Origin of the sequence: Paraburkholderia madseniana (genome assembly GCF_009690905.1) — a bacterium.
GTDB classification, from domain to species: Bacteria; Pseudomonadota; Gammaproteobacteria; order Burkholderiales; family Burkholderiaceae; genus Paraburkholderia; species Paraburkholderia madseniana.
The window spans coordinates 12597-38320 of sequence record NZ_VOSW01000090.1; the positions used below are offsets into that span (position 1 = coordinate 12597).

A 25724-nucleotide genomic window follows, 5' to 3' on the forward strand; every position below is an offset into this window, starting at 1 on the left:
TTTGAGAAAAGGCATTACTTTTGCGCATGACTTTCAATCTTCAGCAATTGCACGCGTTTGCAACCATCGTCGCGAGCGGCAGCCTGGGCCGTGCCGCGGAGGTGCTGCACGTCACGCAGCCCGCGCTGAGCCGCACCATCAAGCGGCTCGAGGATCAGGTCGGCGCACCGCTGTTCGAACGGCACTCGAAGGGTATGCAGCTTACTGCGATCGGCAGCGCGCTGCTGCCGCACGCCACGCTGCTGCAACGCGAAGCCGATCACGCGCGCGAGGAAATCGACGCGATGCGCGGCCTCGCGAAAGGGACGATTCGCGTCGGCGCTGTGGCGAGCATCGCGACGCTCGTGCTGCCGCTCGCGGTGAGCGGCGTGCTCGCGCGCTGGCCAAATCTGCGTGTGGAGATCATGGAGGGGGTATGGGACCGGCTTGCTGACAGTCTGATGAAACACGAGATCGATCTCGCGCTCAGCATGGCGGTGCCCGACACGGACGAGATTACCGCGATTGCCGATTGCAGATGGGAGGACACGAGCTATGTGGTCGCCGCGCTCGATCATCCGCTGCGAGGCAAAACGGATTTATCGCTTGCTGACACACTCGATCAGCAGTGGTGTGTGCCGCCTCGTGGAACGGGTCCGTTCGAGCATATGCAGCATGTGTTTGCCGAGCATGGGCTCGGCATGCCGCAGATTGCCGTCGAGACGCGCTCGATCACCGTGCTGAAAAGCCTGGTGACGCGCGCGGGATTTCTAAGCTGGATGGCGACGCCAATGTACGACACCGAAAGCGCGGCCGGCGTGTTCGATACGCTGCCGATTCCTGGTCTGGTCGCGCGCCGTACGTTGACGGCGTTTCGGCGCCGTCAGGGGATTCTGCCGAGTCCGGCGGTGAAGCTGCTGGAGCAACTCAGGCAGTTGACTGCCGTTCAGGGCTAAGTGCCCGCATGAGGCCAGGAGCGCCGAAGGCCTCATTCAACGCTCAATAGCACAGCGGCCCCGCTTTCACATTCAAGTGAAAGCGGGGCCGCTGTCAATCGCGGTCAATCAAGCGGGTGCGAGACTACTGCTCGCGCCACCGCCTATTAATGACCGACGTTGACAACCGGAGCCGAATACGAGCTCGGCGTCGTTTCGGTGCGGCTGCCTGCTTGCGACGAGCCGTTCGTTGCCGTTCCATAACCGCTGGTTTGGGCGACGCCGTTTTGTGCAGCGACGCGGGCTTCAGCAGCCTGAATGTTCGCCGGGTAGTCATCCGCATTCGACAAAGCCGGGTTGTAACCCGCCTTTTCCAGTTGCACCAGCTCCGCACGCACTTGGGCGCGGGTCACCGGCTGATTGGATTGAGCAAAAGCAGCGAGCGGCGCTGTAATGAGAGCGGCGATAACAACAGCTTCGATCAGGGATTTCATGACGACTACCTCCAGAGATTGTTTTTTGCGGCGCTGCAAACGTGTTTGTTTGCAGCCAGTGACGACAGTCTAGGAGGCAGCAGATATAGGGTAAACCCCTAATAAACGAATTCACTGTTGCTAGAAACGGCACAATTGCCGTGAACGCTTGTTGAAATATGAGTCATCAAGCCGGCAGATCAGGCTCCCAATGTTTGAGGCTTCGCGCGCAACGAAGTCAGCTTTCCGACAATGCGGGAGTCGATGCCTGGGTTGCCTCACTTGATGACAACACCGCGCTGCCATTTCTGCCGCCCGTCACCTGCCGGTCGCTTCTCGGGCTCACGCCGAACCGCGCGCGATACGTCCGCGAAAAATGCGAGGGCGACTCGAATCCGCATGCGACGCAAATCGATGTGATCGACATGTCCGTCTGCTGCAGCAACTCGCGCGCACGGGTGAGGCGCAGTTGCAGATAGAAATGCGTCGGCGTGTCCTTCAGCGACGCACAGAACAACCGCTCCAGTTGCCGCCGCGTCACGCTGATTTCCTCTGCGAGCTGGTCGGGCGTCAGCGGCTCTTCCATATGCTGTTCCATTGCGCCGATCACCTGAATCAGCTTGCGGTTGTGCACGCCGTAACGCGCCGCAATTTCCATCCGCTGATGGTCCGAACGCTGCCGGATCCGGCTCACGACGAACTGTTCCGACACCGCCGAGGCCAACGCTGCGCCGTGCTTGCGGCCGATCAGGTCGAGCATCATGTCGATCGACGCCGTGCCGCCCGCACAGGTAATGCGCCGCGCGCCGATTTCGAACAGCTCCTGGCTTGCGTTCAGCGAGGGATAGCGCTCGCTGAACGCCGACAACGCTTCCCAATGCACGGTCACGCTGTCCGAGCCGCTCAGGAGCCCGGCTTCCGCAAGGATGAAGCTGCCCGTGTCGATGCCACCGAGCGTCGCGCCCGCGCGCTCGAGCCGCTTCAGACAATCGCCGAGCACGCGCGTATAGCAGGCGAGCGGCTCAAAGCCCGCGACGACGAATACCGTCTGCGCCTCATGGACATCGGCGATTGCCGCTTCTGCATTGATCGAAATACCGTTGCTGGCCGCGACTGGGGCACCGTCGAGACTCAGAATGCGCCAGCGGTAGAGATCGCCGCGAAAGCGGTTCGCCACGCGCAAAGGCTCGACCGCCGACATGAAGCCGATCGCCGAAAAGCCAGGCAGCAGCAGGAACGACATATCTTCGGGCATCGTGCAGATGACTCGATCAGGGACACAGAGGGACACAAGCCGCAAGCGAACGCGGGGTTCCGGGCGAGCGTAGCAAGCAGCGCGCAAGCCGGCAAGGCGCACCAAAATTCACTGCTGCAAATCGATGCTGCACCGCAATGTCGAACGATGCTGGTTTTCCCTCGTTGTCGCGTGGGAGCAAGAACGGGTCGCTGGCGGTCGCTTTGGCAGGAATATGGGGCATTAACGTTACGTCACTCGTGCAACTCAAGCCCTGCTCAAGCATGGCTCGAGCCGTATCGCGCAGGTCCGGGGGCCGCTCGGTTTTTTTCTCGCCGCGGCCATTTCGTAACACGCTGTTCAACGTGTCCGAAGGGGGAACGTCATGAAGTTACGCGTCAAAGCCTTGCTTGCCCATTTTGCCTGTCTGGCGGCTGTCGTCGCTGCGTCGCCTGCACTCGCACAGGATCCCTCCACCTGCCGCGCGGTGCATTTTGCCGACATCGGCTGGACAGACATCACGTCGACCACGGCGCTCGCCTCGACCGTATTCGAGGGACTCGGCTATCAGCCTGTGACGACCGTCGCGTCGGTGCCGATTTCGTTCGCGGGCCTGAAGAGCAAACAGCTCGACGTATCGCTCGGCTACTGGTGGCCGGTGCAGGAGAAAGCGATTACGCCGTTCATCGATTCGAAATCGATTCAGGTGCTGCAACCGCCTAACCTGACCGGCGCTAAAGCGACCTTCGCCGTGCCGAGCTACGAATACGACGCCGGCCTGAAGACCTTCGCCGACATCGCCAAACACCGCGATCAGCTCGACGGCAAGATTTATGGCATCGAACCCGGCAGCAGCGCGAACGCGGCGATTCAGAAAATGATCGCCAGCAATCAGTTCGGCCTCGGCGATTTCAAGCTGATCGAATCGAGTGAAGCGGGCATGCTGGTTTCGGTGGATCGCGCCATTCGCGCGAAGAAATGGGTGGTATTCCTCGGCTGGGAGCCGCATCCGATGAATATCCAGATCGATATGAAATACCTCACCGGCAGCGACGGCGTATTCGGTCCGAACGACGGCGAGGCACGCGTTTATACGCTGACGTCCCCCGACTTTCTGACGCGTTGCCCGAACGCCGGCAAGCTCGTGAGCAATCTGCGCTTTTCGACGCAACTGGAGAACGTGGTGATGCAGTCGGTGATGAACAAAGAGAAACCTGCCGATGCCGCCAAAGCGTATCTGAAGAAGAACCCGCAAGTACTGGATGCGTGGCTCGCAGGCGTGAAGACGTATGACGGTAAAGACGGTTTGCCCGCGGTGAAGGCCTATCTAGGGCTTTGACGGAGCCGCCTGGGCGCAGTCCGGCTTGCATCCATCCAGTCACGCATTTCAATCAACAGGAACTAGCACGCATGAATCATGAAGTCATCGTGACCTGCGCGGTCACCGGCGCGGGCGATACGGTCGGCAAGCATCCGGCCATCCCCGTCACGCCAAAGCAGATTGCAGAAGCCGCTATCGAAGCCGCAAAGGCCGGCGCCACCGTCGCGCACTGCCACGTGCGCGATCCGAAAACCGGCCGCGGTAGCCGCGATCCGCAGTTGTATCGCGAGGTTGTCGACCGGATCCGTTCTTCAGGCACCGACGTGATCATCAATCTGACGGCGGGCATGGGCGGCGATCTCGAGATCGGTCCCGGCGAAGATCCGATGCGCTTCGGCGCGGGAACCGACCTCGTAGGCGGTTTGACACGCCTTGCGCACGTCGAGGAACTGCTGCCGGAAATCTGCACACTCGATTGCGGCACGCTCAATTTCGGCGACGGCGACTACATCTACGTGTCGACGCCCGCGCAATTGCGGGCCGGCGCGCAGCGTATTCAGGAACTCGGCGTGAAACCGGAACTGGAGATCTTCGATACCGGGCATCTGTGGTTCGCAAAACAATTGCTCAAGGAAGGTTTGCTCGACGCGCCGCCGCTGTTCCAGATCTGCCTCGGCATTCCATGGGGCGCGCCCGCCGATACCACGACGATGAAAGCGATGGCGGACAGCCTTCCGCCTGGCGCGCAATGGGCCGGCTTCGGCATCGGCCGCATGCAGATGCCGATGGTCGCGCAGGCGATGCTCCTCGGCGGCCACGTGCGTGTGGGCCTTGAAGACAACATCTGGCTCGACAAAGGTGTGCATGCAACGAACGGCACGCTGGTGCAACGCGCGGTCGAGATCATCGAACGGCTCGGCGGGCACGCGCTGACACCCGCGGAAGGCCGCCGCAAACTCGGCTTGCCCGCGCGTGGCGAGCGGCAGTTGGAGCGGCGCGTGGCTGGGCAGTACGCGTGAGGATGCCGCGTGCTTCATATAGCGCGCTGCTGAACTTGAGAACTCATAGGCAAAGGAAACATCAGCAATGGCAGTGATCGTCGATATCAAAACATTTGCGGCAATCGGCGCGGGCGTGATCGGCAGCGGTTGGGTCGCGCGCGCGCTCGCGCACGGACTTGACGTCGTCGCGTGGGACCCCGCTCCCGGCGCGGAGAAACAGTTGCGCGAGAACATTGCGAATGCGTGGCCGGCCTTGGAGCGCGTCGGCCTCGCCGAGGGCGCAACGCCCGACAGGTTGCGTTTCGTCGATACGATTGAAGCCTGTGTCGAACAGGCGGACTTCATTCAGGAAAGCGCGCCCGAACGCGAAGAACTGAAGCTCGCCTTGCACGAGCAGATCAGTCGTGCGGCGAAGCCTGATGCGATCATCGCCTCATCCACTTCCGGCCTGCTGCCGAGCGATTTCTACGCACGGGCGGTGAATCCGCAGCGTTGCATCGTCGGGCATCCGTTCAACCCGGTGTATCTGCTACCGCTCGTCGAAGTGCTCGGCGGTGAACGTACCGCACCGGCGACCATCGACGCCGCGATGCAGGTTTATCGTTCGCTGTCGATGCGCCCGCTTCTCGTACGCAAGGAAGTGCCCGGCTTTATCGCCGACCGCTTGCTCGAAGCGCTGTGGCGCGAGGCGCTGCATCTGGTCAACGAAGGCGTGGCGACCACGGGCGAAATCGACGATGCGATCCGCTTCGGCGCGGGCATCCGCTGGTCTTTCATGGGCACGTTCCTGACCTACACTCTGGCGGGCGGCGATGCGGGTATGCGCCACTTCATGCAGCAGTTTGGACCCGCGTTGGAGCTGCCGTGGACTAAACTGGTAGCGCCGCAGCTCACTGACGAATTGATCGACCGGGTGGTGGACGGAACATCCGAACAGGTTGGGCAGCGCTCGATCAAGCAGCTTGAGCGCTATCGGGACGATTGCATTACGAGTGTTCTGGCGGCGATTGGAGAAGCAAAGGCGCGGCACGGCGTGCTTCCTGCGGAGTGATACTGTGTGCCGGAAGACGCCCCGCCCCGCTCTGGCGGGACACGTCGGCGGCACAAGATCGCTGCGGCCCGCACCGTCCATAGGGATAAAGGAACCGATTGCATATGTCTACGCCGCACCATGCTTCACTGCCCTGCTATCGCGACGTCGTGCGCGCCGAGTGGGTCGACTACAACGGCCATTTGCGCGACGCCTTCTACATGCTGATTTTCAGCTTCGCGACTGATGCCTTGATTGATGTAATCGGGCTGCCTGATTCGGTGCGCAAGGAACGTGGCCGCTCGATCTATACGCTCGAAGCGCATATCAACTACCTGCATGAAATCAAGGAGGGTGTGCAGGTTCGCGTCGATATGCGCGTGCTTGGGCATGATGCGAAGCGGCTGCATCTGTACCTCGAAATGTTCGCTGATGAGGGCATTGAACCGGTGGCCGCAGGCGAACAGATGCTGCTGCATGTGGATACGGGTGGCCCGCGCGCTGTTGCCTTCGACCCGGATGTCGAGGCGCGCGTGCGGGCGTTGGCAGAAGCGCATACTGGGTTGCCGACGGCCAGGTTTGCAGGCCGCGTGATCGGCTTGCCTGTCAAGGCGCCGCGTATGAGTAGCGAGGGGAATGAGCATGCTTGAGCCCGAGATCGCTGCGTTCATCGAACGGACCGCCGCCATCTATGCGGGGCATTCGACTTCATTGCCGCCGAGCGAACAGCGCGCGATTTACGATCGCTATGCGGCGGCACTCACGCCGCCTTTGCCAGCCGATGTGATAACCGAAGACGCTGTGTTTCAGGCGAGCGCCGGGCATCTGATCAGGTTGCGGCTTTATCGAAATCGTAGAAAGGCGAGCGGGACACCCGTCGGCACCGTGTTGTACTTTCACGGTGGCGGCTTCGTGCTCGGCTCGCTAGATAGTCACGAGATCGTAACCGCACGAATTGCCGCGGATACCGGACTCGATGTAATTGCGGTCGACTACCGGCTGGCTCCCGAACACCGCGCTCCGGCAGCGCATGAGGATTGCCTGGAGATTACGCTCGCCGCACTGGCCGGCCAGTTGCCGTTCGATTCGCTCTCAGGTGGCGCACTGCAGTTAGCGGGTGACAGTGCCGGCGCCACGCTTGCTACCAGCGTCGCGATGCGGTTGCGCGATGACGGTCTACAAGGCGTGCGCGGACTTGCGCTGGTCTATCCAATGCTCGGCACCGAGCCGCAAATGCCCGCGCGCGAAAGCGAAGCGCACGCGCCGATGCTCACGCTTGCCGATGTCCATGCGTTTCGCGATCTGTATTGGGGCGAACGGCCGCCCTATCCTGCGTGGACGATACCGCTCGATGCGGCACGCTTCGACCGACTCCCGCCGACACTTGCCGTAGGTGTTGAACACGATCCGTTGCGGGACGACGCGAGGGTGTTTGTCGACCGCGTTAATGCGGCCGGCGGACACGCCCGGTTGTGGATTGGAACCGGACTCGTGCATGGGTGCTGGCGTGCGCTCGAATCGAGTCCCGGCGTAAAGGCAATGCATCACACCGTCTGCCAGTTTCTAAGCGAGCATTCAGGCATGCAGTGATGGCTCAAGCCATGCACGCGTCACGTCTGTGCAGCTCCGCCACTCCGCTTGAATGAACTGGCAAAGAACAGCACCTGGTATTGCACCGCATTCGCCCAATACTTCCACGTATGCCCGCCAGGCCGCTCCGCGTAATCATGCGGCACGCCCAACTCGACGAGCCGCGCGTGCAGCATCCGGTTCGACTGAACAAGCGAATCGTTCACCCCGCAATCGATCGTCAGCGCAATATGCGCATTTCCCAGACTACGGGCGTTCTCAACAATCGCCTCGTTGTTCCAGAAGTCGGCGTGGCGAGTCGGATCCCCAAACACCTGATCGATCCCGGGCTCATCCTCACACCCGCGCGGATCGACCGCTCCGCTAATACTTCCCGCGGCGCCGAATTCATCCGGCCGGTCTAGCGCGATATGCAGCGCCCCGAACCCGCCCATGCTCAACCCCGTAATCGCGCGCGCCTGGCGCGTCGCAATCGTGCGGAAATGCGTGTCGATATATCCGACGACTTCTGTACCTACATAGGTTGCGTAACGGCTGCGCGGATCGACAGGGCTGTCGATATACCAGCTCTCGTGACCGCCGTCCGGCATGACGAGGATCACGTGATAGCGGTCGGCCAGTTTGCCGATGTGCGAATTCGTCGTCCAGTCGGTGTAGTCGCCGCCTGAGCCGTGCAGTAAATAGACGACAGGAAAGCGATCGACCGCTTTGCCGTGCGTGTATTGGTCAGGCAGCACCACAGTCGCCTCAAACGACCTATGCATGGCCGCGCTGGGAATGGTGACGACCCTGGACTGGAACGCCCAGACCGGGTTCGTAAAAAGCAGCGTCAGAATGAGCCAGAACACACGATTCATTTTCATGGTTTGTCGCTCTCCCCCTTTCTATGTGTCCAAAGAACACTGTCTGGCATCTAGCGGCAAAATTCTGTCAACGACTCTAACAACGGCGACTTACAACCAAATTTCAGCGAAGCATACGGTCTCGTCAGCTTGGCGCCATTCCAGCGGGAGCTGGAGTGGCCCAAACCGAACCTCTATTTAACAGTTACGCCCTGCGCACGAATGTGGGGAATGCAACGCATCTATTCAATGTGCGCTGAAAAGCCAACCTGATCCGTAGCAACATCAGGTCGCAATGTAAGCGCCGGGATGTCATATGCGCCGGCGTTCTGCCGGCGAAACGGTATCGGCGCAGTCTTCCAGAGGTCATCGAGACGTTGCCCGAGTTCGTCACGGACTTCTGAAAATCGTGCTTCGTCAATCCGGCTTGTCCGATGAATCACGAACGGTGGCAACACGTCGAAACCAGGGTAATACAGAATGCCGTGCTGGATGGGGAACAAGACATCGTCGATCGGCCCGTTGATACCACGCGGGCTGTAATGTGACTCCCAGCCACCAGTTGTCACGACCAGCATTGCCCGCTTGCCCGCCATGTTGCCTTCCCCGTAACGGTCGCCCCAGCGCGCATCGGAGTGCTCCCCGACTCCATACGCGAAGCCATACGCATAGACGCGCTCCACCCAACCTTTCAGGATCGCAGGCATCGAGAACCACCACAGCGGAAACTGCAGAATCACTGCATCCGCCCACCTCAGCTTCTCCTGTTCAAGTGCGATGTCCTGGCTTTGCCGTCCGTCTTTGAAAGCACGCTTCGAATCGAGAGAGGCATCGAAACGCGCGCCCGGTTGCCTGTCCAGGCTGTCGTTTGCATCGAGCGATGCTTTCCAGTTCATCGCATACAGATCGGATACCTGGACAACGTGGCCGGCATCCTCGAGACGCTTGACCGAAAAGTCCTTAAGGGACCCGTTCAATGACCGGGGTTCCGGATGTGCATAGACGAGAAGAACATTCATGACCTGACCTCCTTTGCGAGAAAGCGCCACGATAGGTCTCTTGCCGGTATATTGGAAATGAATAACCAACATGTCAGGTATTTCCATGAATAATCTCAGAAGGCTGGATCTCAACCTGCTGGTGACACTCGATGTCCTGTTGTCGGAGCACAATGTGACCCGTGCAGCCGAACGCCTGAACTTCTCTCAGCCGTCGGTGAGCGTGCATCTTGCCAAGCTGCGGGATATCTTTGGCGACCCGTTGTTGCTGCCGGGTCCCCGAGGCATGCGCCCCACCGCTAGGGCCGAAGAATTGCGCGAACCTTTGCGCCAGGCGCTCGATGCGCTTGAGCACGCGGTGTCGCCGGCCAGCCCGTTTAATCCAGCCGAAGCGAGTCATACGTGGCGCGTTGCCGCGACCGACTATGCCGAATCGACGATCCTGCTGCCCGTCCTGTCCAGCTTGCGCGCGGCGGCGCCCGGCACCCGGCTCGCGATCGTGGAAGCTGTTCCGCCACGCATCGCGAAGCAGGCGGAACAGGGAGACATCGATCTGGCATTCCATACCAGCGAAGGCGCGCCGCCCGGATTGCGCGGGCGGCTACTTTTCAAGGAGCGGTATGTGCTGGCAGGCCGCGCGGACCATCCGCGCCTGAAGCGCCGGCCAACGCTTGCGCAGTTCTGCAAACTGGAGCACGTGATCGTGTCGCCGGATGGTGGCGGGTTTAGCGGCGTCACGGATGAGGCACTGGCTGCGGTGGGTCTCACGCGCAGGGTTGTGCTTTCGGTTCCGCACTTCCTGTTTGTGATGTCAGCCTTGGCGAGTACGGACCTCGTGGCGATGGTGCCGGCGCGATTGGTGCGCGGCAATGGCGCGCTCAGAGTCGTCGAGGCGCCGGTTGAAGTGCCGGGCTATGAAATGGCGATGCTCTGGCACGAGCGCTCTCATCGAGACCCGGCGCACCAATGGTTGCGGGAATGCATCGTGGACGCGGTGGCGACTTGAACGCCTGTGCATGTGCCGTGGCCTAGGTCGGTGCCAACGCAATGAGTGGTTGAAAAGGCCGTGCTGGTCGATGCGCTGCGCTACCGGGCGGGTCCATCCGCGCAAGGACATCGATAGCATCGACCCGAAGCGGATCGCGCGCGCAATCCAATAAGTGCGATTACGCCTTCTCATTCCTGCCGCCAATTGCGTCCAGTTCAGCGCGCACCTCGTCGGTCAATCTCAAGTGTGCTGCCTGCATGTTTTCCCGCAGATGCCCGAGCGACGAAGTGCCCGGAATCAGCAGGATGTTGGGCGCGCGATGCAGGAGCCAGGCGAGCGCCACCTGCATCGGCGTCGCACCGATCGTTTGCGCGATCGTGGAAAGCGCTGACGACTGGATCGGTGTGAATCCGCCAAGCGGGAAGAACGGTACGTATGCGATGCCCTTCACCGCCAGTTCATCGACCAGCGCATCGTCTTCCCGGTGAACCAGGTTGTAGTGATTCTGTACGCAGACAATCTCCGCGATGCCCTGTGCCTCGGCAACCTGGGCCGCGGTTGCGTTGCTCAAGCCGATATGGCGAACCAGCCCTCGTTGTTGAAGTTCGGCAAGCGCCACGACCTGCTTTTCGATCGACCCTTCGGACGGGGCATGCACGTCGCCCATGATTCGCATATTGACGACGTCGAGTGCGTCGACACCGAGATTGCGAAGGTTGTCGTGGACGCCGCGCTCGATATCTTCCGGCTCGAGCGCCGGCAACCACGAGCCATCGCTGCCACGAACCGCGCCAACCTTTGTGACGATCATGAGGTCGTCCGGATACGGATGCAGTGCTTCGCGAATCAACTGGTTGGTGATGTGGGGCCCGTAGAAGTCGCTCGTATCGATGTGATTGACGCCCGACGCCACCGCTTCGCGCAGCACGGCGATCGCCGCGTCGCGATCTTTCGGCGGCCCGAATACGCCGGGTCCGGCCAGTTGCATGGCGCCGTAGCCCATGCGTTGCACAGGGTGGCCAGCCAGCGGGAATGTGTCCACAGGGGTGAAGTTCGACATAGCGCGCTCCTTGAGGTGAGGGGTTGAGCAGCAGTATGACGAGGATTGAGTTGTTCGATAATCCGGCCTAAATTGCACGGGTTGTTAAACATTTTGAACAATGGCCATGGAATTCAACGATCTTGCCGCCTTCGTATCAGTCGCGCGCGCCGGCGGCTTTCGCGACGCCGCGCGCATCAGCGGCGTCTCCGCCTCCAGTCTCAGCATTGCCGTGCGCCGTCTCGAATCGAAGCTGGGTATGCGCCTGCTCAACCGAACCACACGCAGCGTGGCCCCGACCGAAGCCGGATTGCGTCTGATCGAAAAGCTGACGCCGTTGTTCAGCGAAATGGAAGCCGCGCTGGACGTCCTGAACCGCTTCAGGGACAAGCCGAGCGGCACGCTCAAACTCAACGTGCCGTCGAGCGCCGCACGCATCGTGTTGCCGACCGTCATTCCCCAGTTCCTGAAAGCCTATCCCGACATACGCGTGGAGGTTGTGGTGGAGGACGGCTTCGTCGATGTGCTGTCGATCGGTTGCGATGCGGGCATTCGCTACGACGAGCGGCTCGAGCAGGACATGATCGCGATGCCAATCGGTCCGCGTGTGCAGCGCTTCGCTACCGCCGCGACGCCGGGCTATCTCGACACGCATGGCAGACCCGAGCATCCGCGCGACCTGCTGGCTCATGCGTGCTTGCGTGGCCAGTTTGCCGGCGGCGCTACGCCGACCTGGTATTTCGAGCGCGACGGCGAGGTGGTGCAGTTGAATCCGTCGGGACCGCTTCTCGTCAGGCCCGGCGCGGCAATCGACCTTGCAATCAGTACTGCTGTCGCAGGCGTAGGGGTGATTCACCTGTTCGAGGACATGCTGCGCCCGCATCTCGATAGCGGGGCATTGGAGCCGATTCTGGAGCCGTGGTGGCAGCGCTTTTCAGGGCCGTTTCTTTACTATCCGGGCCGCCGTCACTTGCCGGCACCGTTGCGCGCATTTGTCGATTTCCTGAAGGCGGGTGCTTAGCGCGAGCGTTTTAACTGCGCCTTATATTGGCTCGACTGTTGCCAGACCACCGTGAAGACCACCCTACTCGTGAAACTCTCAGTGTCGACGGATACCTGCCAAGGTGCAGGCATCCGTCATAACAGATCACGTGACGCGAGGCCGATCAGAATGCGTGACGCATCCCCACCGTGACGGCCACTTGCGTATTCGACGACGAAGGCGAGAGCGTGTTGATCATGGCATGCGAGAGCACGGAATCAGCCGGTGCGCCGTGCACGTTCTGATAGACACCTTCAAGATAGAAGTCGGTGCGCTTGCTGATCGAATAGTCGGCCTGAAGCATCCCCGTATTCCATCCCGGCGACGAGCCGTTATAAGCGCCATGCGTGTAGGTATACGCGCCCGACAAAGTCAACGCAGGCGTGAGCGCGTACTTGACGTTCGCTTCGTAGTTGTCGAGGCGCAGCGAGCCACTCAGGGTTCCGGCAGAAGCGTCGTTCGCACCGAGGTAAGTGCCGGTTCCGAACGAGAAAACACCCGACGCGTTGTCCATCTGCGTATGGCTCCACACCAGGCCAACGGTGGCCGGTCCGAACGTGTAGTTGCCACCCAGCGACCAGATACGCTGGCGCTGCGCAAGGAAGTTCGCGCTGGTGTCCCCCGTGGTAACAGCGCCGCCTGCGCTGCCTGCGTTGTTCAATTGCAGGTATCCGGCAGCAAGATTGACGGGCCCTTGCGCATAGGAAACACCGAAGCCGTATGAACGGTTGTTCGCGAAGCTGCCTGCCTTATTGCTGAAGGCATACATCGTTTCGAATGTGACGCCGCTGAACGTCGGGCTCGTGTACTTGACCGTGTTGTTGAAAACGACCGAATTGCCAGCAAGGTTGTCGTTTTCGAACGGATGCGCAGCCATGTTGCCACCCCACGTGTTGAACTCCGCCGTGAGCGGACCGACGAGGTCGTTCATCACATCAAACTGGCGGCCGAACGTCACCGTACCGTATGGATCGCTTTGCAAGCCGACCCACGCCTGAGAGCCGAAACCATCGCCGGAGAAAGCCTGGGCGCCGTTATTCAAAAGGAATCCCTGCTCCAGCTTGAAGACCGCATGCAAGCCGCCACCGAGATCTTCCGAACCCTTGAGACCGAAGACCGTGTTTTGCGTCGAACTGGTTACTTCCTGCCAGTTGCTATGTCCGCCCTGATTGTTCGTGTAGATCAATCCTGCGTCAATGAGACCATAGAGCGTCACGCTGCTTTGCGCATGCGCCGAAATAGCAAAGGCGCCGGAAAGCGCGACCACGAGTAGAGACTTTTTCATACCTGTTGGCTCCGTGATTTAGCGGTGATGGACGTAATCAATTGTGTGCGCTCGACTCCCACTGGCTAGCGCGTTGGCCGCCAACAGGATCTACGGACGCATAGGCAACGGATAGGCAACGCATTCGCAGGCCGGCGCCGTGCGAATTGCGAAAACATCCGATATTGTTTGTTGATTATTGCGTGTGGCGCATTGAATAACGTGTCGATAGCGCGTGCTGACTACAGCATGGTTTTCAATTGAATTACACAGGCGCATCTTGCGAGGCGCTGCCGAAAACGAACAGTGCAATCATATGACGGCGAAAATAAATTCCGCGTCAAAAATAAAAAATTGCGTGGTGCGAAAAGAACACGCAAATGGCACGTTCAGAAGACGTGCCGCATCAAGCGAAAAAGGTGCGCATGCTTATCGCCACGCTTGAGTAAACTCCCCCACCACGCACGCGAGATGCGCCTGCATCGCATCGCGCGCCGCCGCCGGATCGCGGCCCATGATGGCAGCAAAGATACGCTGATGATCTTCCTGTGAGGCCGCACGCATCGCCGGCATTTTTATCACCACGTTTACCGGGGTCATGCTGGCGATCACAAAGGGTTCGTTAGTGATTCCGCTGATGGTTGCGGGCTCGCTATGCGTGGTCGGTGCCCTGTCGTATCTGTTCGTTGTCGGTAAGGTCGAACCGTTACCTTCACTCCCACGCGTCCGAACGGCAAAGATTGCCGGACACGAAGCCGCTTGAACAACAACATCGGGACCGCCGGGTTGAACCTCGTGTTCATCTGGCCCGGGTTACGCAAGAGCGTGTTCCACAATCAGCAATTGCGGCCATAATGGGGCAGAAACTTTTGTTAGAAACTTCACCCCGATGTAGCCAATATGACCGAAACACGCGTTAGCCCGCTGCGCAAATTTGCCGATTTCGTTCGCGAGCAGCGGACGCGCCTGACCGCGCAATGGATGAAAACCGTTTTCGGCGATGTCGACCTCGTCGAAGCGGACAAGCTCACCTATCAACAGCTCGCCGATCACTTGCCGGACCTTCTCGAAGGACTATGCCTTGCGCTCGACGTCGAAGATCTCGAACGCGTCGAGCCGGCGATCGAACGCGATGCGAGAAAACACGGCCTGGTCCGCTGGCGTCAGGGCTACCGGATCGAGGAACTCGTGCGCGAACTCGATCTGTTCCATCAGGTGCTCGCTGACGCGCTGGAAGAATTCGCCGACCAGGACAGCACGTTCACGCGCCGCCATGAAGGACGGGCGCGGCGCCTGATCGCGGAAACACTCAGCATGGTGACGCTCACGTCGATCAAGGAGGTGGTCAGCGAACGGGACCGCAAGATCGATGAGTACACCGGCAGGCTCGAGCGCGCCAATCACGAACTGACGCTCAAGCAGCGCCTGGTCAGCGATCTTTACGAGTCACGCATGCAGATCACCCGCAGCGTGGTCCACGATCTGCGCAATTTCCTGAACGCGTTTTCGATTGCGCTGCAACTGATCGAACGGGCGCCTTCGAAGGCCGATATGGCGCTGACGCTGGCCAACCGGCAAGCCTCGGACATGAAGCAACTCGTCGACCAGATGGTCGAGTACTCCGTTGTGCTCGGCGACGGCACGCCGAACACATTCGAGCCGGTTGAGCTGCATGCGCTTTACGATGAGCTCGTCGCCTCCTCGCGCCCGGCCATCGAGGCCAAAGGACTGAAGTTGCGCACAGTGTTCGATCCGGCGCTATCCGTCGTCACGTCCAGTCGTCTCAAGCTTAAGCAGATTGCCGTCAATCTGCTCTCCAACGCCACGAAGTACACGAAGTCCGGCGAGATCGAACTTGCCTTCGCCATGGCCGATGCGGAGCACTGGTCGATTCGCGTGTCGGATACCGGCGTGGGCATCGCACCTTCGGACGCGAACCGCGTTTTCGACGAATTCGAGCGTGCTGCAGGCGACGATATTCCTGGCACGGGCCTCGGTCTCGCGATCGTCAAGGAGCTTTGCCGCGTGCTGAACGGTCAGATCGATTTTGCGTCACACGAAGGCGTTGGGACGACGTTCGAAATCCGGTTCCCGCTCGTGCTGGCCGAAGCCGAATAACCCCCTGCCGGCATCCGGCGCCAGAACCGGATGATCAGTACATTTTAATTATTACGATTAACAAACGAATATATTTAACTTCGTAATAAATACTCGATTAACTCACACGGGCGCCACGCCCCGACTGGCCCGCTCTCACGCGACTTCAGCACAATTTCCCGAAGTTGCAATTACGGAAATCCGGTACATCCTTGACAAACGCCAGTGGCGTCACCTATTTTTCATCTGCCGCCAATATACGAATTTCCGATTGCGGAAATATGCCACGAAAAGAACCGGAATATCCAAATCGGATATTTAGTTATTCTACGCATACTGCATAGAGATCTGAATCTATGCGCTTTGAAGTAAGTTGGTCTCACCGCTGCAAGCCGACGATGCATCGCTAATATTTCGAACTCCGATATATTTTCATCGGCGCTAGCGGCCTTTGTGAAACGGTATCTGAACCCACCACCAAGGATAGAGATGAAACGAGACGAGCGTCTTTCCGGCAATAGCCAATATCGCCACAGCAGGCTGCCGGGTCTGGGAACGGGCCTGGGAACATTAACGGTCGCGATCCTGCTTCTCGGCGGATGCGGCGGAGGGGACGGCGGTTCGTCCTCCGGCACGGCTGTGAGCATGCAGCAGACCGCAGCGAATCAGCAACTCAGCGCACAGGCCGCCGCGCAGTCGCAAGCGCCAACGGCCAATCAAACCTATCTCGACCCGGTCGCCTATTCGGGGAATGCCACAGATGGCCTCGCACCGGCTCAGGCCTCCGAAAAAGCTGCAGTCATGCATTACCAGTGGACCCAAGGCAGAACACCGATCAACTACACCACCACGACCGGCCATTTGACCGCCACCGACTCGAGCGGCAACCCCGAAGCCACGATGTCCTATGTCGCGTACACCGTGCCGAGTACGAACGGCTCGCCGCGACCTGTCACGTTCGTCTACAACGGCGGCCCGGGGTCCTCTTCCATCTGGCTGCGGCTCGGGTCGTTCGCGCCGACGCGGGTCGCCACGCCCGACCCGGTGTTCGGGAACTGGCCGAATTATCCGCTCGTCGACAATAAGGAGAGCCTGATCGACACCACGGACATGGTCTTCATCGACCCGCCTGGAACAGGTCTTTCCGAGGCGATTCTGCCGAATACGAACCAGAAGTACTGGACGACCGACGCGGACGTCAACATCATGCGCGACTTTATCCAGCGCTATCTGACGGTCAACAGCCGCAGCAGCTCGCCGATTTATCTGTACGGCGAGTCGTATGGCACGCCGCGCACCGACATGCTCGCATTGGCACTCGAATCGGCCGGCGTGCATCTGACCGGCATCGTCCTTCAGTCTGCAATCCTGAACTATTTCGCGGATGCGATCGAGGCCGTCGCCATCACGAACTCGACGAGCGCGCTGGCATTGGATACGGATACGCTGGCCGGTTATTTCCCCGGCTACGCGGAAGTCGCGGCTTACTACAACCAGGTGTCGCCGGCGCCGCTTAATCAGGACCTTTACGCATACCAGGCAAGCCTGTTCGTCACGAACGAATACAACAAGTTCAGGCGGTATTCGCAATCGTGGGTGCTCAGTCAGCTCGGCATACCGGACGCCCTGGGTACGCCGGTGTTTCCCAATGCCAAAACGCTTCAGTCGTGGACCTTGCCATCCAGTTTGACCGTGCAGGCGCTGCAAGGCTACTTCGGCGCCAACCCGTTCTCGACGAGCCTCATACCTGGCACGACGATCGGCCGGTACGACGGACGCGTGTCATTGCCGAACTCGGATCCGCGTCTGCAAAACGACGGGGACCCGTCCGACATCCTGATCTCCCAGCCGTTCACCACGGCTCTGGCTACGCAGATGCCTGACTACCTGGGATACACAGCGCCGAACGCGACCTATTTGCCACTGAACGACAACATCATCCAGGTATGGGATTTCTCGCATGATGGCCAACCCCTGCCCGACACGATTCCGGATCTGCTGGGCGCGCTGACGCTCAACCCGCAATTGAAGGTACTCGCGGAAAACGGCTTTCATGATCTCGCCACCCCGTTCTTCAATACCGAGAAGCAACTGGCACGGCTGCAGACGGTACCCGGTCTGAATCCGGACTTGCAGGTCAACTTCTTCCAGGGCGGGCATATGACCTATCTGGATGACGTCGCCCGTCCGCTGATGAAACGGGATCTGGTGCGGTTCTACCGCGGCACGCCGCTTCCGGATGCGCTCGCCCTCTGGACGCTGCCGCCGCCGTGGCGCGACGAGAGCCCCGCCAGTCAGCCGACCGCTACTGCCACGGCGCAAGCCATGGCACCCTGACTGAACTGACGCGATGTGCCTCGTTCGCGATACTCTATTCACTCAATCAATGCGAGTCATCATGTCCCTTTTCGATATGTTGCGGCGTGTCTCACCGTTGATCGTCCTCGGCTGCTTTATTGGCAGCGCGCATGCGTTACCGCCGCAAGCGGTAGCGCCGGCGACGCCGCCAAACGGGGCCAGAGGAGTCGACGGTCCGTTCTTTCCTCAAAACCGTGCTGCTCCCGTCACGCCGTCGACCGGCACGGCACTGCAGCAGGAAGCCCAGCAGCGGCTTGAAGCGCGACTGGGGGCGAACACGGCCCTCAGCAATGGCGCCGCGGTCACGAAAACGCAGGCTCAGACCGCGGGGCTCGGCTACGTCGCCAAGCACTTCGATCAGATCGACACGAGCCACAAAGGAAGTGTGACCATGAGCGACGTCAGACAGTATCTGCAGCAACAGGGCCGGTAGCGGCCGGCCATTGGTCAAAGGCGTGCCTTCTCTGGAGGACCGCATTTGACAAGCGCGAATGGCCGCTCCGGCCATTCGCGCGTTTCGTTTACCTCGCCGCGACGTTCCCGCCAGTCGGCAAACAGTCGCCCATTGCGCCGCCGCGGTCGCTCAGTCCACGCATCACAACTTCGGACGACTTGCCGTCACGTCTCGCCAATTCGGCGAGGTCGAGCAACGCTGCGTATTTCGCCGAACAGTCCTGTTCAGGTTCAATCGCTCGGTGCACAGCCGGTGTTTCGGTGCTTGCGACGCCCTCACCGACTGCAATCGCCATCCCTATTGCGACGATCATCGTTGCCAACACACCTACCTTCCATAGCGTCCGTGTGCGTACCGCGTTGAAACGTGGCCGCAGTGGATGAGCACTTCCCTGCTCGCTCTTCCACTGCGGACCGGTCCGGCCGGCCTCCTCGCCGGTTCTCACTCGCACGTTTTCACTCATGACCAGTGCGCCGGCACCCACACATGCCCCACCCAGTGCCCCGGCACCCACACGACAGGGCGCGGTGCAGGAGCCATATAGACAACACGCGGCGCGACATACACAGCAGGCGGCGGGGGCGGCGGAACGTAGACAACCGGAGGCGGCGGCACATACACAACCGGCGGCGGAACAACGACTGGAGGCGGTACGACAACAACCGGCTTCGGTGCAACCACCACCGTCGTGCTGCCCGTCGTGACGACGCCGGTAGTCGTGACCGTTCCGCTCGTCGTCACGGTGTTGCCATGCGTGCCCGTCGTGCTCGTCGATGTCGTCACGACGCCCGGTGCTACACGCGTTGCCGTGCCGGAATGATTGACGGTTCCGCCATCAGACCCGGTCACCGTGCCGGAACGTGAGCACGACGCGCCCGCGCAGTTAGTCGATGCCGAGTGGTTGACCGTGTTGCCGTTCGAGCCCGTGACCGACCCGGATGACGAATACTGGCCGGGCGCGGTTTTGGTCACATCGCCTGAGGTCGTAGCTGTTTTACCGTCCGGTCCGGTGAGGGTGCCGGTGTGCGAACACGTGCCGCCCGCGCAGTTGGTGTCGCCGGCGTGCTGGACCTGGTTGCCGTAGCGTCCGGTCGCGGTGCCCGAATTCGAGAACTGGCCCGGCGCGTTGCGGGTCACCGTGCCGGTGTTGGTCGCCACGCCGCCGTAGGGGCCGGCCACGCCGCCAGCATGCGAACAGCTACCGCCGCCACACGAGCCGTAACGCGCGCCGTTATAGGTGCCACGCGACGTGTAGGCGGTGCCGTGCTGCGACCAGGCGAAAGCGGAAGCGCTGCTGAGCGCGAGCACGGTAACGGTTGCGGTGAGCGCGAGCTTGCGCAGCGCGCCACGTACGGATGCGGCGGGCGTCACGGAGGCAGGGGAAGCGGCGGTGGCTGCGACGACGAACGAACAGTTTTTCACGGTATGTCCTTCTTGATTTCGGGCCACTTCTGCTCACTGCGGCGTGGCGACAAACGGACTATAGAAGGACGCCTGGATTTAATCAGCAGCGAAGATATGTCACCCTGTTTCACCATGACAGAGGCCCGCTGGGCAACGCTTTGCGGGCGATTCGGAGGCGCCGTGACATAAGCTGACATAAATTGTTTCAGGGCAGGCTCCGCCCGTGTCGCGCATGGGGCGCAAGCGCGTCAGCAGGCCAGCTTCGACACCGCCACGACACTTTTCCGAAATTCGCATGTCGTAGGGTTCGATGAACGCAACGGCGAAAGCCGCTTGCGTATCCCCCGCTTACTCTTCCTCAAGAGGTGCTCATGTCGGCAAAACGCGAGTCGAAATCCCAGGCCAAGGCAAAAGAAAGCACGGCGAAAGCAGAAGGCAAACCAAAGTCGCGCGGCAAGGCAGCGGCACCCGGCAAAAAGGCTACTGCGCTCGCCAGCGGCTCGAACCAGCCCGTGGCGACCGTCGGCGCGACGGCACTCCGTTCCCGGATGCTGGACAAGCCCGTATTCGCACAGCCTCAACCGACCGCGGACCCGACGGTGTTTCGTGTGCCTCACCCATCGGACGATGCGGCCTACAAGGAAATCGACAAGCTCAATGCGGAGCACAAACTGTTTCCGCTGCCGTTTCCCGCACCGCGAGGCGGCGTCGAGCCCCAACTCACGCTGGCCGAGGTCATGGGCGGCAACGCAACCGCCATCGACAGGATCACAGCCGCCGGACAACTGGTGTTTCACGCGCTGGGAGATTGTGGCAATACGAAAGGTCCGGCCACCCAGAACGAAGTGGCCGACAAATTGACGGCCGATTTCAACGAAGTCAACGCCAGCGAGGTGCCACAATTTGCCTTGCTGCTCGGCGACGTCGTCTATAGCTTTGGCGAGAGCCAGTACTATTACGATCAGTTTTACGAACCGTATCGAGACTATCCGGCGCCGATCCTCGCTTGCGCCGGCAATCATGACGGGATGGTTTCGCCGGAAGCGCATGCCGCGAGTCTCACTGCGTTCCTGCGAAATTTTTGCGCGGAGACGTTCGCCGTTACGCCAGAAGCCGGCGGCTTGTCGCGCACCGCGCAAATCCAGCCCGGCGTCTTCTTCACGCTCGAGGCGCCGTTCGTGCGCGTGCTGGTGATTTACAGCAACACGCTCGAAGATCCCGGTGTGATTTCAGACCCGAAGATCGGGAGTACTCAGCTCGACTTTCTCGACGCCGCGCTCAAGCGCGTCAAAGCCGAGCAGTTCACCGGCGCACTGCTGATCGCGGATCATCATCCGCCGTACAGCGCAGGCGGACACGGATCGAGCGTCGATATGCTGGCGCAGATCGACAAGGTGTGCGAAGCCAACGGTGTGTGGCCACATGCGTTTCTGTCCGGCCATGCACACAATTATCAGCGCTTCACGCGTACGCGAAATGCGGACGGCACGCAGATTCCCTACCTCGTGTGCGGTAACGGCGGACACGGTTTAGTCAAGCTCGCCGCACAAGGTGCGCCCGCCATCCGCGCGCCGCAAATCATGCAGGCGGCGTCGGCCACCACCGATCAGGTCGTGCTGGAAAACTATGACGACACCAACTACGGCTATCTGCGCGTGGTCGTCACCGCGACGCAGTTGCGTATCGAGTATCACTCGGCGTCCGACGGCCTCAACACGAAAGCGCCGAACGACTACGTAACGATCAACCTCGCCGAACGCAAAGTGGCTCATTTCGTTGCACCAGACTTGGGGCATCCGATGGCGGCAAGGGCCGTGCGAGCTTTGATGCGTCGCTAGCGGCGAAGAACGCGGGACGTGTTTCAGGGACCGCGCTCACGGTCACAACACGTATTGCGCCGCGAGGCGGGATAAAAAGCATCAGGACTACGTTTTTTCGCAAACGCGCGTTTTCACCAAATCACCTGTTTTTACCGGGGCAAAACCATGTAATCTCTCGGTTTTCTTTCTGCATCAAAACCGATGAGTCGAGCGTTGGCGAGCGAACAACTTCAACAAACGGCGGCGCACACGCGTCGCCAGCCCATCGTTCTTCGTTTGCGCTGCACCGTGGTGCTGCTGGCGTGTGGGATCGCCACCTTCGCACGCCCCGCTCTCACAGCCGAATCCGCGTGCAGCGCGGAAGCCGGGCCCGCCGGCCGCCCCTCCGTCGGTCTCGTGCTGTCGGGCGGCGGTGCGCGCGGCTATGCACACCTCGGCGTACTGAAGGTGCTCGAGGAAAACCGCATCCCGGTCGATTGCATCGCCGCCACCAGCATGGGCTCCGTGGTCGGCGGCCTGTACGCGAGCGGTATGACGGCGCAGGACATGCAAAACCGCCTCGCGGGCATCAATCTCGCGGACATCGCGTTCGACGTCACCGAGCGTGCCGATCTGCCTCAATCGCGTCGTGAAGACGAGCGGCTGTATGTGAACAGCCTTTCGCTCGGCTACGGCGCCAATGGTTTCCGCTTGCCGGTCGGACTCGTCCAGGGCAATCGTTTGCAAGCGCTGCTGCAGGACTGGACGTCCACCGTGCCAGGCAACGTTTCGTTCGACCGGCTGCCGATCCCCTATCGCGCGATCGCAACCGATCTGCGCACCGGCCAGAAGGTGGTGCTCGATCGCGGTTCGCTGCCGCAGGCGATTCGCGCCAGCATGGCATTGCCCGGCCTGTTCGCGCCAGCCGATATCGACGGACGCACGCTGGTGGACGGCGGCATCGTCAGCAATCTGCCTATCGAAACGGCGCGCGACATGGGCGCGAAAGTCGTGATCGCGGTCGATATCGGCTCGCCGCTGCGGCCACTGGATGCGCTGGCTTCGCCCGCCGACGTGATGCAGCAAATGATCGGCATTCTGATTCACCAGAACGTTGCGCGCCAACGTGAACAGTTGCAGACCGGTGACGTCCTGATCGAACCGGCGCTCGGCTCGCTGAGTTTCACCGATTTCGCCAATGCGAGCCAGGCCATCGCCGCCGGCGCCGCTGCCACGCGCGCGGCCATGCCGCAGCTTCAGCATCTGGCGCTTTCGCCCGCCGACTACGCCGCGTGGCGCGCCCGGCACGGTGCGCCCGCAATGCATCCGGTGCGGATCACGCAGATCGAGATCGCCTCGCAGGGCTCCGTACCTGAGGCACGCATTCGCGCCGCGCTGCATGTCAAAACCGGCGATGTCTACGATCCGGTCGCGCTCAATAAGGACCTGCTGGCGCTCACCACCGCGGGCGACTTCGACAGCGTGAGCCAGCAACTCGTTGACGACGGCGACGCGCACACGCTCATTGTCTCCGCACAGCAGAAGCTGTGGGGACCGAATTTCCTGCTGTTCGGGCTGGGTTTATCGAGCAGCTCGACGGATGAAGGCGGCTTCCGGCTGCATCTCGGTTATCGCCGGCCGTGGCTCACCTCGTCAGGGCTCGAAGGGCGAGTGGACGGGACCGTCGGCAGCGATCTGATCGACCTGCACGCGGAGCTGCGGCAGCCACTGTCGAGTTCTTTCGGCTATTACGTGGCGCCATACCTCGAGTTTCAGCGTCGCTATGCCAATCTCTACGACGATTCCGGCAACGTCAAGATCACGCAATACAGCTTGCAAACCGAGCGCGCAGGGATCGACTTCGGCGTACCACTCGCCCGTCTCGGCGACTTCCGTATCGGCGTGGCCTACGCGCATGGTTTCGCGTCGCCGCAATACAACTTGCCGCTCGAGGATGCGTTTAACTCGCCGCTGCTGTTCCCCGATATCTATGGGCGTCAGCTTAGCGCGCGCGCACGCCTCGTGATCGATCAGCTCGACGATCCGCTGTTTGCCCGCAAAGGTTACTTCGGCGAACTACGCGTAGAACGTTCGTTGTTCGCGGGCAGCGACAGCTTCACCGAGGTATACGGAAAGAGCCTTGTCGCGGCAAGCTATGGACGACACAGCATCAACGCGAGCATCGAAGCCGGTAACGACTTCGGCGGCACCAATCTGACGAATCCGTTCGGCTTCACGCTGGGCGGTTTCCAGCATTTGTCGGCCTACGCTGCCGACCAACTGTCCGGCAACTCGATGGCGTACGGTCAGATCACCTATATGAATCAGCTTGCCACGTTCAATGCGTCGCCGATTCGCGGTCTGTTTGCCGGGCTGAGCCTTGAAGCCGGCAACGTCTGGAACCGCGATTCGCAGTTCGGCAGCGGGCCGCTGAAGCGCAGCGTGACGGTCTTCACCGCGATGACCAGCTCATTCGGACCGATCTATCTGGGCGTAGCGTTCGCACCGGGCGGCCGTCATAACTTTTACTTCCAGTTGGGACATACCTATTGAAGCTGCGCGGGTACGGTGTGTTTCACGCCACCGTGCCCACCGGCCAGCTCATTTCGAAGCGTGCTCCGCCAAGCGTCAACGGATCAGTCACGGCGATCCGGCCATGGTGGGCGCGCAGCACCTGTTGCGTAATCGCGAGACCCAACCCGTAGCCGCCAGTCTGACGATCGAGCCGCACGAAGGCATTGAAAATGCGTTCGCGTTGGTCGGGCGGCACGCCTGTGCCATCGTCTTCCACGTAGATTTCCACATTGCCGTGCTTGACGCTCAGGCCGACCATGATCCGCGAGTGTGCGTATTTACCGGCGTTGCGCAGCAAGTTTCGCATTGCGTAGGACATGAGGCGTTTGTCCATCACCACGCGTAGCGATGCGTCGACGTCTGCTTGCGGGACGAGTTGCTTGTCCGCGTAAAGCAGCGTGGCGTCGGTGACCTGGCTGTCGAACCATGCCGTGAGCAACGTGGATTCGAGGTTCGATTGCAGGGAGCTGTATTCGAGGCGCGCGTAGGTCAGGCTCATGTCGATGAGCTCGTCGAGCTCGGTGACGTCCTGGTCGATGCTCGCCAATGCGCTGTTGTATTCGGCCGCGGACGCGGGTTCGCGGAGGTTTTCCAGCGCGAAGCGTACGCGCGCCAAGGGTGTGCGCAATTCATGGGAGATGCCGTTGGTGAGTTCGCGCTGCGCGGCGATCAGGCGTTCCATGCGTTCGGCCAGGGCGTTTAGTGTGCGGGCCAGTGGGCCGATTATGACGCTGTGTGATTCGCGGGCGCGGGTGTTGAAGCGGCCGCCTGTGAAGTCTATTGCGCGTTCGCGGACCATTACCAGGTCTAGCCAGACTGGGCGCATCCAGCGGTAGGCGGTGACTGCTGGTAGCAGTAGGGTTGCCAATGCGATTGGGATTGATGCTTTTGCTGTTGTTAGGGTTTGCCAGATTGATGGTGAGGTTTTTAGTGTCAGGGCTAGGGTTGCTATCGACGCTGCTAGTACCAGCACTGTCAGTGTCAGGAGGCGCGTGTAGACACGTAGGTATAGCCTCGACCAGCTCGGGATTCTGTCTGCTCGTGTGTCCGTCCACGAGCGGCGGAAACGGTGCCAGCGCCATTTTCCATAGCGATAGGCAGTTAGTTTTTTTTGCTCCGCTGGGGGTGGCATTTTTTTCTCTTCGATTTCTTTAATGCGGTTGTGGTCTATTAGTGTTGCCCCTGTGCGGGGCGGCACTTACTTTCTTTGCCGCCGCGTAACTATTCAGCGCTTGTAAACTGCCACCAGGCTGTGCATAGTGAAGGACATGACGAAGATGCCCGATTTCAAGGACCTGACGC

The 25724-nt window shown here is 60.7% G+C and carries 22 protein-coding genes and 2 pseudogenes; 14 read left to right on the forward strand and 10 right to left on the reverse strand.

Features of this window, described 5'->3' with window-relative positions; all coding sequences use genetic code 11:
* Positions 1 to 26 precede the first annotated feature (26 nt).
* Positions 27 to 935 (forward strand): LysR family transcriptional regulator, encoded by a 909-nt coding sequence (locus tag FSO04_RS34540; RefSeq protein ID WP_154566020.1) that lies wholly within the window; start codon positions 27 to 29, stop codon positions 933 to 935.
* Between the two features lie 146 nt (positions 936 to 1081).
* Here FSO04_RS34540 and FSO04_RS34545 read toward each other — a convergent pair whose 3' ends face one another.
* Positions 1082 to 1408: a DUF4148 domain-containing protein gene (locus FSO04_RS34545; RefSeq protein ID WP_154566036.1), complete on the reverse strand. Its 327-nt coding sequence runs from the start codon at positions 1406 to 1408 to the stop codon at positions 1082 to 1084.
* A gap of 217 nt (positions 1409 to 1625) precedes the next feature.
* Positions 1626 to 2642 (reverse strand): GlxA family transcriptional regulator, encoded by a 1017-nt coding sequence (locus FSO04_RS34550; RefSeq protein ID WP_233465073.1) that lies wholly within the window; start codon positions 2640 to 2642, stop codon positions 1626 to 1628.
* A gap of 364 nt (positions 2643 to 3006) precedes the next feature.
* Between FSO04_RS34550 and FSO04_RS34555 the strand changes: the two genes are divergently transcribed.
* The 5 genes from FSO04_RS34555 (at position 3007) to FSO04_RS34575 (ending at position 7563) form a co-directional block, all read left to right on the forward strand.
* Positions 3007 to 3960: a choline ABC transporter substrate-binding protein gene (locus tag FSO04_RS34555; protein WP_154566021.1), complete on the forward strand. Its 954-nt coding sequence runs from the start codon at positions 3007 to 3009 to the stop codon at positions 3958 to 3960.
* Between the two features lie 71 nt (positions 3961 to 4031).
* Complete coding sequence (gene cdhC / locus FSO04_RS34560) at positions 4032 to 4961, forward strand: 3-dehydrocarnitine:acetyl-CoA trimethylamine transferase CdhC (RefSeq protein ID WP_154566022.1); 930 nt, start codon at positions 4032 to 4034, stop codon at positions 4959 to 4961.
* 67 nt (positions 4962 to 5028) lie between these two features.
* A complete protein-coding gene (locus FSO04_RS34565; RefSeq protein ID WP_154566023.1) occupies positions 5029 to 5994 on the forward strand; it encodes an L-carnitine dehydrogenase in 966 nt (321 codons plus the stop codon).
* Between the two features lie 104 nt (positions 5995 to 6098).
* Entirely contained in the window at positions 6099 to 6623 is a 525-nt protein-coding gene (locus tag FSO04_RS34570; RefSeq protein ID WP_154566024.1) for a thioesterase family protein, read from the forward strand.
* Positions 6616 to 7563, forward strand: a complete 948-nt coding sequence (locus FSO04_RS34575; RefSeq protein ID WP_154566025.1) for an alpha/beta hydrolase — start codon at positions 6616 to 6618, stop codon at positions 7561 to 7563. Before FSO04_RS34570 ends, FSO04_RS34575 begins: the two co-directional genes overlap by 8 nt.
* A 20-nt stretch (positions 7564 to 7583) precedes the next feature.
* On the opposite strand, the gene FSO04_RS34580 is transcribed toward FSO04_RS34575, so the two are convergent.
* Positions 7584 to 8426, reverse strand: a complete 843-nt coding sequence (locus FSO04_RS34580) for an alpha/beta hydrolase (RefSeq protein WP_154566026.1) — start codon at positions 8424 to 8426, stop codon at positions 7584 to 7586.
* 221 nt (positions 8427 to 8647) lie between these two features.
* Entirely contained in the window at positions 8648 to 9424 is a 777-nt protein-coding gene (locus tag FSO04_RS34585) for an NAD(P)H-dependent oxidoreductase (protein ID WP_154566037.1), read from the reverse strand.
* 70 nt (positions 9425 to 9494) lie between these two features.
* Between FSO04_RS34585 and FSO04_RS34590 the strand changes: the two genes are divergently transcribed.
* Positions 9495 to 10409 carry a LysR family transcriptional regulator gene (locus tag FSO04_RS34590; RefSeq protein WP_154566027.1) on the forward strand — a complete coding sequence of 305 codons (915 nt, stop codon included), beginning with the start codon at positions 9495 to 9497 and terminating at the stop codon, positions 10407 to 10409.
* A 160-nt stretch (positions 10410 to 10569) separates the two neighbouring features.
* Here FSO04_RS34590 and FSO04_RS34595 read toward each other — a convergent pair whose 3' ends face one another.
* On the reverse strand, positions 10570 to 11451 hold the full coding sequence (locus FSO04_RS34595; protein ID WP_154566028.1) for an aldo/keto reductase family oxidoreductase: 882 nt from the start codon (positions 11449 to 11451) through the stop codon (positions 10570 to 10572).
* Between the two features lie 106 nt (positions 11452 to 11557).
* Here FSO04_RS34595 and FSO04_RS34600 point away from each other — a divergent pair, with 106 nt between their 5' ends.
* The gene (locus FSO04_RS34600) at positions 11558 to 12451 is read left to right on the forward strand and encodes a LysR family transcriptional regulator (protein ID WP_154566029.1); all 894 of its coding nucleotides are present in this window, start codon (positions 11558 to 11560) and stop codon (positions 12449 to 12451) included.
* Between the two features lie 145 nt (positions 12452 to 12596).
* Here FSO04_RS34600 and FSO04_RS34605 read toward each other — a convergent pair whose 3' ends face one another.
* Together FSO04_RS34605 and FSO04_RS34610 are read right to left on the reverse strand one after the other, a co-directional pair.
* On the reverse strand, positions 12597 to 13757 hold the full coding sequence (locus FSO04_RS34605) for a porin (RefSeq protein ID WP_154566030.1): 1161 nt from the start codon (positions 13755 to 13757) through the stop codon (positions 12597 to 12599).
* Positions 13758 to 14165: 408 nt separating this feature from the next.
* Positions 14166 to 14306 (reverse strand): annotated as a pseudogene (locus tag FSO04_RS34610) (FCD domain-containing protein); the annotation flags it as partial.
* Between FSO04_RS34610 and FSO04_RS47850 the strand changes: the two are divergent.
* The 4 genes and pseudogenes from FSO04_RS47850 to FSO04_RS34630 form a co-directional block, all read left to right on the forward strand.
* Positions 14290 to 14499, forward strand: a pseudogene (locus FSO04_RS47850) (MFS transporter); the annotation flags it as partial. The pseudogenes FSO04_RS34610 and FSO04_RS47850 overlap by 17 nt on opposite strands.
* Positions 14500 to 14636: 137 nt before the next feature.
* Positions 14637 to 15854 carry a sensor histidine kinase gene (locus FSO04_RS34620; protein ID WP_154566031.1) on the forward strand — a complete coding sequence of 406 codons (1218 nt, stop codon included), beginning with the start codon at positions 14637 to 14639 and terminating at the stop codon, positions 15852 to 15854.
* Between the two features lie 468 nt (positions 15855 to 16322).
* A complete protein-coding gene (locus FSO04_RS34625) occupies positions 16323 to 18170 on the forward strand; it encodes a S10 family serine carboxypeptidase-like protein (protein ID WP_154566032.1) in 1848 nt (615 codons plus the stop codon).
* A gap of 61 nt (positions 18171 to 18231) precedes the next feature.
* A complete protein-coding gene (locus FSO04_RS34630) occupies positions 18232 to 18624 on the forward strand; it encodes a 2-oxoglutarate dehydrogenase (protein WP_233465074.1) in 393 nt (130 codons plus the stop codon).
* A gap of 88 nt (positions 18625 to 18712) precedes the next feature.
* Here FSO04_RS34630 and FSO04_RS34635 read toward each other — a convergent pair whose 3' ends face one another.
* Positions 18713 to 19096 (reverse strand): hypothetical protein, encoded by a 384-nt coding sequence (locus tag FSO04_RS34635; protein ID WP_233465075.1) that lies wholly within the window; start codon positions 19094 to 19096, stop codon positions 18713 to 18715.
* An 8-nt stretch (positions 19097 to 19104) separates the two neighbouring features.
* The gene (locus FSO04_RS46935) at positions 19105 to 20067 is read right to left on the reverse strand and encodes a hypothetical protein (RefSeq protein WP_171928311.1); all 963 of its coding nucleotides are present in this window, start codon (positions 20065 to 20067) and stop codon (positions 19105 to 19107) included.
* A 353-nt stretch (positions 20068 to 20420) separates the two neighbouring features.
* Here FSO04_RS46935 and FSO04_RS34645 point away from each other — a divergent pair, with 353 nt between their 5' ends.
* Positions 20421 to 21887, forward strand: a complete 1467-nt coding sequence (locus tag FSO04_RS34645) for a metallophosphoesterase family protein (protein WP_154566034.1) — start codon at positions 20421 to 20423, stop codon at positions 21885 to 21887.
* Between the two features lie 183 nt (positions 21888 to 22070).
* Positions 22071 to 24401 (forward strand): patatin-like phospholipase family protein, encoded by a 2331-nt coding sequence (locus FSO04_RS34650; RefSeq protein WP_154566035.1) that lies wholly within the window; start codon positions 22071 to 22073, stop codon positions 24399 to 24401.
* 22 nt (positions 24402 to 24423) lie between these two features.
* On the opposite strand, the gene FSO04_RS34655 is transcribed toward FSO04_RS34650, so the two are convergent.
* Entirely contained in the window at positions 24424 to 25554 is a 1131-nt protein-coding gene (locus tag FSO04_RS34655; RefSeq protein ID WP_154566039.1) for an ATP-binding protein, read from the reverse strand.
* Positions 25555 to 25724 lie beyond the last annotated feature (170 nt).